Origin of the sequence: Streptomyces sp. NPDC014801, from assembly GCF_043082085.1 — a bacterium.
In the GTDB taxonomy this organism is placed as follows: domain Bacteria; phylum Actinomycetota; class Actinomycetes; order Streptomycetales; family Streptomycetaceae; genus Streptomyces.
The window spans coordinates 60704-74076 of sequence record NZ_JBIBXG010000013.1 but is presented as its reverse complement, the minus strand read 5'-3'; the positions used below and the strand labels follow the sequence as shown (position 1 = coordinate 74076).

Annotated in this window: 3 protein-coding genes; 2 read left to right on the top strand and 1 reads right to left on the bottom strand. The window is 69.9% G+C overall.

What is annotated here, in order from left to right; genetic code table 11:
- Positions 1 to 3: 3 nt before the first annotated feature.
- Complete coding sequence (glgX, locus tag ACF1AL_RS29815) at positions 4 to 2235, top strand: glycogen debranching protein GlgX (RefSeq protein ID WP_391828174.1); 2232 nt, start codon at positions 4 to 6, stop codon at positions 2233 to 2235.
- A gap of 76 nt (positions 2236 to 2311) precedes the next feature.
- On the opposite strand, the gene ACF1AL_RS29810 is transcribed toward glgX, so the two are convergent.
- Positions 2312 to 5488 carry a DNRLRE domain-containing protein gene (locus ACF1AL_RS29810; RefSeq protein ID WP_391819626.1) on the bottom strand — a complete coding sequence of 1059 codons (3177 nt, stop codon included), beginning with the start codon at positions 5486 to 5488 and terminating at the stop codon, positions 2312 to 2314.
- A gap of 573 nt (positions 5489 to 6061) precedes the next feature.
- On the opposite strand from ACF1AL_RS29810, the gene ACF1AL_RS29805 reads away from it, so the two are divergent.
- Positions 6062 to 13369 (top strand): ricin-type beta-trefoil lectin domain protein, encoded by a 7308-nt coding sequence (locus tag ACF1AL_RS29805; protein WP_391828314.1) that lies wholly within the window; start codon positions 6062 to 6064, stop codon positions 13367 to 13369.
- Positions 13370 to 13373 lie beyond the last annotated feature (4 nt).

Below are 13373 nucleotides of genomic sequence, written 5' to 3'. Positions count from 1 at the left end.
ACGGTGTCCAGCGCAGCCGAGCAGGAGGCGGTGGCGGCGGGGCGCGCCGCCGAGCAGGGGCGCGCGGCCGCCGCCGTGCACGGGACGCGGCGTCCGCCCGTGTGGCCGGGCACGCCCACGCCGCTGGGCGCCCGGTTCCGGGTCGGCCCGGACGGGGTGGCCGGGACGAACTTCGCGCTGTGGGCGGGCGGGGCGGAGGGCGTCGAGCTGTGCCTGTTCGACGACGACGGTGCCGAGACGCGGCTGAGGCTGACCGAGCTGACGCACGAGATCTGGCACGGGTTCGTGCCGGGGGTGCTGCCCGGCCGGCGCTACGGCTACCGGGTGCACGGCCGCTGGGACCCGTGGACCGGCGGCCGCTGGAACCCGGCGAAGCTGCTGCTCGACCCGTACGCGCGGGCGGTGGACGGAGAGTTCCGGCTGCCGCCGGAGGTGTACGGGCACGTGCGGGACTGGCCGGACCAGCAGGTCGCCGACACGGTCCGCGACGACCGGGACTCGGCGCCGTACGTCCCGAAGGGGGTCGTCGTCCACGACGACGACGACTGGGCGGACGACCGGCGACCGAAGACGCCCTGGGCCGACTCGGTGATCTACGAGCTGCACGTGCGCGGCTTCACCAAGCTGCACCCGGGCATCCCCGAGGAACTGCGCGGCACCTACGCCGGGCTCGCCCACCCGGCGGCGATCGAGCACCTGACACGGCTCGGGGTGACGGCGGTGGAGCTGCTGCCGGTGCACCAGTTCGCCCACGAGGACCATCTGCTCAAGCGGGGCCTGCGCAACTACTGGGGCTACAACTCCATCGGCTACTTCGCCCCGCACGCCGCCTACGCCGCCTCCGGCACCACGGGCGAGCAGGTCGGCGAGTTCAAGCGGATGGTGCGCGCGCTGCACGCCGCCGGGATCGAGGTCATCCTCGACGTGGTCTACAACCACACCGCCGAGGCCGGCGAGTACGGGCCCACCCTGTCGCTGAAGGGCATCGACAACCGCGGCTACTACCGCCTGCAGTCCGACGCGCGCCGGTACGCCGACTACACCGGCTGCGGCAACACCCTGCACGTCGTCCGGCCGCAGGTGCTGCGCCTGATCACCGACTCGCTGCGCTACTGGGTGACCGAGATGGGCGTGGACGGCTTCCGCTTCGACCTCGCGGCGGCCCTCGCCCGCTCCATGCATGACGTCGACATGCTCTCGCCGTTCCTCGCGGTCATCGCCCAGGACCCGGTGCTGCGGCGGATGAAGCTGATCGCCGAACCGTGGGACGTGGGCTCCGGCGGCTACCAGGTGGGCGCCTTCCCGCCGCTGTGGACCGAGTGGAACGACCGCTACCGCAACGCCGTGCGCGACTTCTGGCGGCACGCGCTGCCCGACGTGCGCGAGATGGGCTACCGGCTGTCCGGCTCCAGCGACCTGTACGCCTGGGGTGGGCGCCGGCCGTACGCCTCGGTCAACTACATCACCGCGCACGACGGCTTCACCCTGCGCGACCTGGTCACCTACGAGCGCAAGCACAACGAGGCCAACGGCGAGGGCAACCGTGACGGCAGCGACGACAACCGCTCCTGGAACTGCGGCACGGAGGGCGAGAGCGACGACCCCGCGGTCCACGCCCTGCGCCGCCGCCAGCTGCGCAACCTCCTGACCACGCTGCTGCTGTCCACCGGCGTGCCCATGCTGGTCGCGGGCGACGAGATGGGCCGCACCCAGGGCGGCAACAACAACGCCTACTGCCAGGACAACGAGATCGGCTGGGTGGACTGGCGGCTGCTGGACGAGCCGGGCTGGAAGGCGCTGTTCGACCTGACCTCCCGCCTGATCGCCCTGCGCCACCGCCACCCGGTGCTGCGCCGCCGGGCCTTCTTCTCGGGCCGGCCGCAGGCGGCGGACGGGCTGCGGGACCTGGCCTGGTTCACCGCGCGCGGCACCGAGATGACCGAAGGGGACTGGTACGCGCCCGCCGCCACGCTCGGCATGTACCTCTCGGGCCGGGACATCCCGGGCCGTGACGAGCGGGGCGCGCCGATCCTCGACGACAGCTTCCTCGCCGTCCTGCACGCCGGGGAGGCTCCGGTGGACTTCGTCCTGCCGGGGCCGCCGTGGGCGGAGCGGTACGAGGTGGTCGTGGACACCTCGCGGGAGGAGCAGGCGGCGGCGCCGGCCCTGACGCATGAGGCGGGGGCGCCGATCAGGGTGCCGGGGCGTTCGGTGCTGCTGCTGCGGGTGCACTGAGCGGTGGCGTGTCCGGGTACGGCGGGGCCCCGGCCACCCCCTGAGGGGTGACCGGGGCCCGGTGGTGCCGTGCCGGTCAGCCGAAGGACTTGACCGCGTTCCAGTCCACGGTGAGGACCACGCGCACGGGCGCGTTGGTGTTGGTCCGCGACGGGTGGTAGATCCGGGTGTAGCCGTCGGAGGCGAGGCGGGCCCAGATGTCGGGGATCCCGTCGTTGTTGACGTCGGGGATGCCGATGGCGGTGGGCACGTTGGCCTCCGTCCAGCTGGTGCCGTAGGCCTCGTCCTTGCCGGTGAGGCTGTTGGCGGCCACCTTGATCGACTCCAGGTCGACGCTGCCGGCCACGGAGCCGGGCTTGCCGTCCCGCTGGTACATGTTGCCGTTGTCCAGGTTGCGCCACAGCAGGTCGGGCGTGTTGTCGCCGTTGATGTCGGCGACGTTGACGATGTCCCGGCGGGCCCAGGCGGTGCCCTCCATCAGGGTCGCCGTCTGGAAGGTGGCGCCGGTGTAGCCGGACAGCGTCCAGAACGCGGGGCCGGCCCGCAGCACCAGGTCGGGCAGCTTGTCGCCGGTGATGTCGCCGACGGCCTTGATCTGCGTCCACGTCGAGGGCGCGGGCGCGTTGGACGGGAGGCGGACCTCCAGGCGCTGGGTGACGTCGAAGCTGCCGTAGCCGTCGCCGGGGTAGAGCCAGAAGTGACCGTCGGGGGTGACCGCGAACAGGTCGGTGGAGCCGTCGCCGGGGTAGGCGTCCTGGTAGTGCGTGATCAGGGCCGCCTTGCCGGTGGCCGCGTCGAACCAGTGGCCGGCCGGGTCGGGCTTCTTGTCGGCGCCGTAGGAGGCGGCCAGGCAGTTGTACAGGTCGCCGTCCGGGCCGCCCACGCAGTTGCGCAGGTTGCCGTCCGCGTTGACGATCAGCAGGTCAGGCTTGGCCTCCTCGGGCGTGGAGTCACCGGTGGTGTCCATCGGGGCGTCGGCGGTGTCCCGCGGGGGCACGAAGAAGCTGTAGTCGGTGCGCTTGCTGGCGTTGCCGTTGGCGTCGTAGGCGTACACCTGGAGGGTGTTGGGGCCGGCGTGGGCCGGGGCCAGGTCGGGCACCGTGGCGGTGTTGTTCGTCGCGGTGACGTAGACGGGGTTGTTGCCCTCGATGGACCAGCGGAACTTCGCGGCACCCTCGGAGGTGAAGGTGACGGCGCCCTTGCCGCCGAACTTGACCGTGGACCAGGTCTGCCCGTCGGGCGTGGCCTCCGGGAAGACGTCGCTGTCGACGGTGGGCTGCGGCGGGGCGCTGGCGTCGACGTTGAGCCGGCAGGGGTCGGTGCCGGGCGGGAAGTAGGAGGAGACCAGGCCGCCGGAGTCCTCGGCGCGCACGTCCCAGGAGTAGGTGGCCTTGTCCTCCAGCGGGAACGTGGACGGGATCGTCAGGGTGGCGGTGCCACTGGAGTTGGGGGTGACCAGGGTGCCCGACGGGACGGTGCCGCCGGTCTTCCAGAAGCGGAAGCGCAGCTTGCTCAGGTTGCCGTCGGCGTCCTTGGCGGTGGCCGAGAGCACGATGTTGGTCTTGCCCACGGTCGGGCCGCTGCCGCCGACGGAGCAGGTGCCGCCGGGGGTGGACTTGCCGCCGGTGGGCTCGGACGGGGGCCGGTTGTAGACGACCTCCATGGCGGCGCTGGTGGCCTTGAACTTGCGCCAGGTCTGCGTGTCGGTCTCGGTGGTGGCGCGGATGCCGAAGGTGATGTTCGACCAGCCGCTGTCGGCGCCCTTCTGGGCGGCGTCCTTGACGTTGAAGGACTCGTACTCGTCCGGGCAGGAGGTGGAGGACCAGCCGTGCGCGAAGGACTTCTTCTCCTGCACGGTGGACCAACTCGGCTGCTTGTTCCAGGTGGTGCCGGAGGAGATCGCCCCGGTGATGGCGAACTGGAACTCGCGCTCGGTGCAGGACCAGGAGTGGTTGTTGAGCACCTTGAAGCTGGCGGAGGAGATCGTCGCGCCCTTGAGGCTGGTGCTGTAGTTCATGCGCCAGAAGGAGCGGGCGGTGCCGCCGGTGTCGTTCTCGTGGCCGACGCGGGCGTCGGAGGTGCCGGAGGAGAAGTTGGTGCCGTTCCAGAAGCTGGTGTTCGGGTACGGCTTGTAGGCGACCGTCCAGGCCAGCCAGGCGCTGTTCAGGGTGGGGTCGACGAAGACGGGGAACTTCGTGTCCGCCGCCGTGAACAGGCCGGTCGTGGCGGCGTTCAGTGCCAGGCGGGTCTCCCCGGTGCCGTCGCCGTTCAGCTTCACCGGCATCGGCGCGCTGTGGGCGCCGGGCTCGATGCCGGTCAGGCCGGACAGCTTCAGCACGTCGGCGGGGGTGTCGACCGAGGTGCGCGGGGCGCCCTTGCCCTCGTCGAGTTCGGGGTCACGGCCGGCGGAGTCCCACGCGAACGGCGTCGGGATGGAGCCGATCTCCTTGCCGGCCTTGTCCTGGACCAGGATGCGGCCGGTGCTCTCGTCGTGGCGGAAGACGGCGGTCCGCGAGCGCAGGCCGTAGGCCACGGTGGCCAGCGCCTGCGACTGCGCGGCCTCCTTGTTCTTGACGATCAGGAGCTGGGCGAAGCCGCCTTCCTCACGGGCGACCAGCAGCAGGTCGACGCCGGGCAGCACCTCGGGGTACAGGGCGCGGGGGCCGTCGAGGACGGGCTCGGGCAGGGTGCCGGGCCAGGTGTAGGCGACGGTGTGCCCGTCGATGTCGACCTCGGCCAGCACCGTGTCCTGGGCGTTTGCGGTCAGCGGCGCGCGGGCGAGAGAGCGGTCGGCGTGGGCTGCCTTGGTGCCGCTGGCGAAGCGGATCGGCTGGGCGGCGTTGACGGGCTGGACGCCCAGGTTGCGCGGGGCGTTCTGCACGCGGCGCAGCCGGTTGTCGATCGGCGCCCACTTGCCCGTGGCGGTCTTCGCGCGGGCCGGTGTGGCGGTCATCCGGGTGCGGAGCTTGCCGTCCGGCAGGGCCCAGGTCTGGGAGGTGGCGGTGGTCGCGGTGTCGACCAGCACCTCCTTGCGGGTGCGCTTGGCTTCGGCCTGCGCGGCCTTCTCGTCGCGCGGGCCGGTCGAGGCCTGGCGCGCGTCCGTGGCCTTGCCGGCTTCGGGTGGTGAGGTGTCGTCGGGTTGCCACCAGGGCAACAGAGCTGCGGTCAGGGCGGCCAGGACGAGGCCGAGGGTGACAGCCAGCCTGGTGCGCGTGCGCACGAAGGGGCTGAGAAAACGAGGCGGCGCGGACACGGCGGCGGTCTACTCCCGTGTGAACCAGGCGGATACGGACAGCACGAACAGCCCCGTTCGGCGGGCCGCGGGGCAAGGTCGCGCACACGATCACACGTTCGCCACACCCAGTCCACAGATGAAGAATTTATGAAGCTGTGACGATTGAGTGGGGAATGCTTGACTCCGCCTTGACGATGTCTCAAGTGCGGCTTTTGAGCACCGGAAGTGCGTCCGTACGGGTGAGTCATCCGCTCTTGTCGAGTTGTACATGAAGGTGACGATGCGTCAGCCCTGTTCCGTGACAGAGATCACGGCACTCCCGGGAACCTCCCGGAATCGCTGTTGAAGCGTGTGCGGGTCATGACAGAGGGTGCGGAGTCCATCTGTCGTTTTTCCTTGCATGCCTGGGTGGGGTCGACGCATATGCGCGCTCAAAGTCCACCGCCGTGGCCTGGGTTGATACGCCCGGTCACGACGGAGTCACAACGACGGCGCCGCCGGCAAAGCCGCGTGGCGACCGTCCTTTTGCTGTCCACGGCCTTGTTGGTGAGCAGTCTCGGCACGGAGGCCTGGGCGATACCCGGCCCCGGCATGAGCCGGGAGGAGGTCAAGCTCCCCGACCTGCCCGAGCCCACCGCGCTGCCGGCGGACGAGGAAGCCGAGAAGAACCTCACCACCGCGCCCGAGGTACCGGTCGACCCCTATGCGCCCCAGGCCGTCACGCCCTGGGCGGCGGACAGCGGGGTCGCGACCCTGGCGGCCGACGCCCAGCCGGGCACCACGGTCCCGGTCGACGATCTGCCGATCGCCGTCGGCGTGCCGGCCGGCACCGACCCGGCCGCGATCGACGGCACCTGGAAGGTCGACCTGGCCGCGCCGGCCGCGTCCCAGGACGCGAACGTCTCCGGCCTGATCATGAAAGTCACGCCGCCGGCCGACGCCGACCCGACCGCGCAGGTCGCGATCGCCGTCGACACCACGAGCTTCGCCGACCTGTACGGCCCGCAGGCCGCCGACCGCTTCGGCCTGGTCCTGCTGCCGAACTGCGTCATGGACGCCCCGGACACCGGTGACTGCGCCCCCGACGCCGGCACGACCACCATGGCGGGCAAGACCGAGGTCCAGCCCGAGCGGCTGCGCTCCTCGGTCAAGGTCGTCTCCGCCGACAAGGCGCCCACTAAGAACAAGGCCGCCGCCAAGGCCAAGAGCCGCAAGATCCTGACCGGTTCGGTGCCGGTCGGCGACCTGCTGGGCGGCGACGCCGGTGCCACCCCCTCGGGTGCGCGCACCGCGGCCTACCGCAGCGGTGACGTGCTGCCCGTCGTGGACGCCTCCGGCCCCCAGGTCGTCGGCGCCATGGACACCGGCGCCTCGTCCTCGGGCGACTTCACCGCCACTCCGCTGCTGTCGTCCGGCGCGTGGGCGGCGGGCTCGTCCTCCGGCGCGTTCACCTACAACTACGACGTGCAGGTGCCCGAGACCGCCGGCGGTCTGATGCCGAAGATCTCGCTGGGCTACTCCTCGCAGTCCGTGGACGGACGTACCTCGGCGACGAACAACCAGGCCTCCTGGATCGGCGACGGCTGGGACTACAACCCGGGTTCCATCACCCGGACGTACGCCAACTGCCGCGAGGACTCCAAGAAGGACGGGTCCAACAACAAGACCCACCGCACGGCGGACCTGTGCTGGGGTTCGATGAACGCCACGCTGTCGCTGGGCGGCATGACCACCGAGCTGGTCTGGGACAAGGACCAGGGCAAGTGGTTCACCGCCAACGGCGACGGCTCCAAGGTGGAGCGGCTGTCCGACGCCGACAACGGCGCCTACAAGGGTGAGCACTGGCGCGTCACCACCAAGGACGGCACCCGCTACTACTTCGGCCTCAACAAGCTGCCGGGCTGGACCTCGGGCCAGCCGACCACCGACTCGGTGCTGACCGTGCCGGTGTACGGCAACCACGAGGGCGAGGACTGCTACAAGGCCGGCGACTGGAAGGGCTCCGCCTGCACCCAGGGCTGGCGCTGGAACCTCGACTACGTCGAGGACATCCACGGCAACGCCATGTCCCTGTGGTGGAAGAAGGCGCAGAACTACTACGCCCGCAACTTCGACTTCAAGGCGCCGGTCGTCTACGACCGCGACGGCTGGCTCGACCACATCGACTACGGTCAGCGCGCCGGCACGCTGTTCTCCGCGACCGCCCCGGCCCGCGTCAACTTCACCGTCGCCGAGCGCTGCCTGCCCGAGGGCACGCTGACCTGCTCGGACGCCAACTTCGAGGACAAGGACCCGGGCAAGTACCGCATCTGGTACGACACCCCGGCCGACCTGAACTGCAAGAAGGTCACGGACACCTACAAGACGAAGTGCTGGAACGCCGGCCCCTCGTTCTGGAGCCGCAAGCGGCTGGTGGAGATCCAGACCTCCGCGCAGCGCCGCACCGACACCACCGCCCGCCAGGTCGTGGACCGCTACACGCTCACCCAGAGCTTCCCGGTCCTCAAGACCGGCCCGAACACCGCGCTGTGGCTGGAGTCCGTCCAGCGCACCGGCTACGCCCGCAACGGCAGCACGGACCGAAGCGTCACCATGAACGCGGTGCGTTTCGAGTCCAACGCCGAGGACATGCCCAACCGGGTGATGCGCCCGAACGACCCGCGCCCGGGCTTCTCCCGGCTGCGCATCGCGCGCGTCATCAACGAGTACGGCGGCGAGACCGTCGTCACGTACAAGAAGCCCGAGGGCGACTGCGCGACCGGCACCGGCCTGCCCGGCAAGACCGACAAGGCGGCCCTGAAGGCCAACACGCGGCTGTGCTACCCCGCGTTCTGGTCCCCGGACCCCGAGGTCGAGGACATCGACTGGTTCCACAAGTACGTCGTGGACACCATCGAGGAACTCCCCAACGTCGACGGCGCGTTCGCGACCAAGACGGCGTACGAGTACAAGAACCCGGGCTGGAAGCTCTCCGACCAGGAGTTCACCAAGAAGTCCACGCGGACGTACTCCACGTTCGCGGGCGTCGAGCAGACCACGGTGATCACCGGCACCGACGACGCGTCCATCGGCTCCAAGCGGTCCAAGGCCGTGACGCGGTACTTCCGCGGCATGGGCGACACCGTCTCGGTGAAGGACATCACCGGCGCGGAGATCGCCAAGGACCGCGAGGCCTTCGCCGGCCGCATCGCGGAGGAGCTGGACTACAACGAGGCCGACGACGCCGACACCGCCTGGGTGTCGCGTTCGATCACCGTCCCGGAGGCCACCGAGCTGGCCCACCGCGACCGTGACGACGGCCTCGACCCGCTGCGCGCCTGGCGCGTCACCGAGCCGGACGAGATCGCCTACACCAAGTCCTCCGGCAGCAACAGCGACGACCCCCGCACCGAGCGGATCGTCAAGACCCACACCACGTACGAGCCGACCTACGGCCTGCCCGTGCTGGTGGAGTCCCTCGGCGACACCGGCAAGACCGGCGACGAGTCGTGCACCAAGTCGGAGTACGTCCACAACACCGCGAAGAACCTGATCGGCCTGTCCAAGCAGGTCCTGGTCTCCCCGACCACCTGTGCCGCCGCCGACTTCGCGAATCTGTCCACCCTGAGCGGTGGCACCCGGACCGCCTACGACGGCCAGGCATACGGCGTCGCGCTCGCCGACACCACCAAGGGCGAGGCATCGGAGACCTGGTCGATCAACGGCGCGGGCACGGGCTGGCAGACGAACGGCACCACCGAGTTCGACGCGATCGGACGCGTGACCCGCACGACCGATCAGGACTACAAGACCTCGGGTCTGCTCACCTACGAACCGGCCACCGGCCAGGTCTTCAAGATCACGGAGACCAACGCCGTCGGCCAGTCCGAAATCCGTGAGATCGAGCCGGGCCGTGGCACGACGCTGAAGTCCACGGACGCGAACAACCACGTCACGCAGGCCGAGTTCGACCCGCTGGGTCGCCTCGAGAAGGCCTGGGCGGCGGATCGCGCCCCGTCCGACACGGCCGTGCCGGACTTCAAGGCCGTCTACACCGTGCCGAAGTACGAGGAGGGCAAGGACCGCAAGCCGTCCTACGTCACCACGTACACGCGCGGCTACAACGACCGCATCGACACCTCGGTCACCCTCTACGACGGCCTCGGCCGCGAGCGGCAGCAGCAGGAGCAGGCCGACGGCGGCGGCTGGCTGATCACCGACACGCTGTACAACAGCTCGGGTGAGGTCTGGCAGACCAACAACGCCTACCTGACGTACGAGGCCACGCCGGGCGAGCTGTTCACCCCGGAGGCCGACACCCAGGTCCCGAACATCACCCGCTACACCTACGACGGCTCCGGCCGCGTGATCCAGGAGACCCCGGTCCTCAAGGTCACGGACCCGGTGACCAACGAGACCGTCTCCAAGGAGGTCCCGGAGCGGGCCACCAAGTACGAGTACGGCCTGGACTGGTCGAAGGTCGACAACCCGACCGGTGCCTCCGACTACCGCGTCTACACCGACGCCCTCGGCCGCACCCAGCGGGTCGACACCTTCAACCCGGCGGCGCCCGCCGGCTTCACCTCGATGAAGTACGAGTACGACCCGCGCGGTCAGCTCGTGAAGGCGACCAACTCCGCCGACACCGCCCACCCGTGGACGTGGACGTACGACCACCGTGGCCGTCAGGACTCCGCCACCGACCCGGACACGGGCACGACGCGGATGACTTTCGACAACCACGACCGGCCGCTGACCACCACCAACGCCCGTGGCATCACGGTGTGGAACGGTTACGACCAGCTGTCCCGGCCCACCGAGCAGCGCCTGAACGACGCCAACGGCACGCTGCTGGCCAACTTCACCTACGACCTGGCGCCCGGCGGCAAGGGCATGCCCTACACCGCCACCCGCTACACCGACGGTGAGGCCTACACCCAGCAGGTCAACGGCTACACCAAGGACTACGAACCCACGTCGACGACGCTGACGCTGCCGTCCACCCTGGCCTCCACCTGGGGCCTGGACGCGTCGTACACGTACTCCTACAAGTACGCCGACAACGGCATGCTGGAGGAGTCGACGCTGCCGAAGGTCGGCAAGTTCGCCGAGGAGAAGGTGGTCGTCCGCTACAACAAGGACGGCAAGCCGCTCTCCATCTCCGGCAAGGACTGGTACGGCTCCGAGACGGTCTACGACCCCTACGGCCAGGTGCTGCGCTCCACGCTCGGCGCACAGCCCTACCGGGTGTGGGCGCAGAACACGTACGACGAGTCCAGCGGTGAGCTGAAGGACCAGCAGGTCTACCGGGAGAAGAGCGACGACCAGTCCCTGGTCGGGGGCAACCTGGTCTCCAAGCGGTCGTACACCTACGACCCGTCCGGCAACGTCACCTCCATCAAGGAGTCGGCGACCGGCATCGACGAGCGCCAGTGCTTCGCCTACGACCCGCTGGGCCAGCTGAAGACGGCCTGGACCTCCAAGGACCAGAACGCCTGCACCGCTCCGAAGAACAGTGACGGCTCGCTGAACGTGGTGCCCGGGAAGGACAACTCCGGCTACTGGCAGGAGTACGAGTACGACCTGCTCGGCAACCGCACCAAGCTGACCGAGAAGGACCTGACCGGCAACACCGCCAAGGACGCCACGACCACCTACGCCTACGGCAAGGCCGACGGCTCCCAGCCGCAGACGCTGACCAAGGTGTCCAAGACCTACACGACCCCGCAGGGCGCGCAGGTCAAGGCCGAGGTGGAGCGGCTGTACGAGCTCACCGGTGAGACCAAGACGATCACCTCGCTCCAGAACGGCGACAAGCAGTCGCTGAGCTGGACCTACGACGGGCAGATCGACCGGATCACCGGCGCGGGCTCGGGTGGCAAGACCCCGTACGTGGGTCTGGCCGACAAGTGCCTCGACCTCAAGAGCGGCCTCGCGGTCGCCGGGACGGCGATCCAGCTCTACGGCTGCAACGCCTCCCCGGCGCAGAACTGGCGCTTCAGCCAGACCCCGGGCGGGACCAACCCCGACCAGGGCACGCTGAACGTCTACGACAAGTGGTGCGTCCAGCCCGCCGGCAACACCGCCGGGTCCGCCGTCCAGCTGCAGAAGTGCGACGGCTCGGCCGGGCAGGAGCTCAAGCGCAACGCCTCCGGCCAGCTGACCCACGTGGCCTCGGGCCTGTGCCTGTCGGTCCAGGGCGCCAACTCGGCGAACTCGACCCCGATCGTGCTCGCCGGCTGTGACGCCACCAAGGCCGAGCAGTTGTGGGAGCCGCAGAACGACACCCGCTACATCTACGGCCCCGACGGCGCGCGCCTGCTGTCGATCAAGGGCAAGCAGGCCACGCTCAGCCTGGGTGAGGCCGAGGTCACCGTCCAGAAGGGCGGCGTCCTGGTCAACACGCAGCGCACGTACACCTCGCCCGGCGGGGCGGTCATGCGCTACGCCTACGGCAACGGCGGCGAGAGCCTCGTCGCCCTGACCGCCGACCACCAGGGCAGCACCTACACCGAGGTCGCGCTGAGCGGCGGCATGGCGGTGCGGATCCGCAAGCAGGACCCGTTCGGCAACCAGCGCGGCGCGGACACGACCGGCGTCAACACCCAGAGCCACACCGGCTTCCTGGGTGCGACCAGGGACGACGCCTCCGGCTTCCAGCCGCTGGGCGCCCGTCTGTACGACCCGGTGACCGGACGGTTCCTGTCCGCGGACCCGGTGCTCAACCTGAACGACGTCCTGCAGTCCAACGGGTACGCCTACGCTCACAACAACCCGGTGACGATGTCCGACCCGTCGGGCCTCGCCATCTCGCTGACCGCATCCGAGCGGGCCGCGGCCCTGGCGGGCGCGGGTCTGTCGGCGGCGCAGGTCGCCCAGGCGCAGGCGATGCAGGGCAAGTCGCTGACCTCGGTCATCCTGGCCGTGGCGTGGGAGACGCTGAAGGACTTCATCGGGATCAACGACGCACTCGCCTGCTTCGGCGGTGACATGTGGTCGTGCGTCGGCATCGTGGTCGACGCCATCCCGTGGACGAAGCTCGGCAAGATCCCGTCCGTCATCAAGGCGGTCAAGCGCACCATCAGCGCCATCGAGTCGTTCAAGGCGGCGAAGAAGGCCGCGGAGATCGTCCTCAAGGCGGCGAAGGCAGCCGAGGCAGCGGCTCTGAGAGCGAAGAAACTCGCGATCGAGAAGGCCAAGAAGGCAGCCGCGCAACGGGCCAAGAAAAGGGCGGCCGAAGCCGCGAAACGGACGACCGAGAAGGCCGTCAGCGTCACCAAGAAGACCGGCAATCCCGTGCAGAAGCGGGCCCAGGCCAAGGCCGCTCCGCACGCTTCCTCCCACGGATCCGGCGGCGGTGGCAGCGGCTCCAAGGGCGGCGGCTCCAAGGGCGGCGGTTCCTCGAAGGGCGGCGGCTCCAAGCCGGGCGGCTCGGCCGGCGGCTCCTCGCACAGCAACGGAGGATCCAGCGGAGGCGGCGGCTCCGGCAAGGTGCCCAGCACACGCGGTGAAGCCGGTGACCGGCCTCCGGTCGTCGAGGTCGACCGCGCCCCGGCGAACTGGAACCAGGCGGAACGCCTCGAGGAGGTCTCGCAGCGTGTGCCGACCTTCGCCCTGTTCGCCTCCAGCGCCCGGACCAGGAGCCGTACCTACGTCGGCGCCATCAACACCCGGACCGGAGACACGGTGCTCGCCTCCTCCGGCGGTGGGTACTGCGCGGAGGGCAACGCGTTGCTCGCCCTGGGCGGGAACGTGGACGAGGTGATCTTCACCCATGCGTATACCTTGGAGCGTGACGCGCAGCGGAACTGGCAGGCCGTCCTGAAGCCGGTGTGCGTCAACTGCCAGGTGGACTATCCCAACCTCGGCAACTTCGTACCCGGTATCACCGCCGAACCGGGTGGCGCGTGGGGAAGGTAGAAGC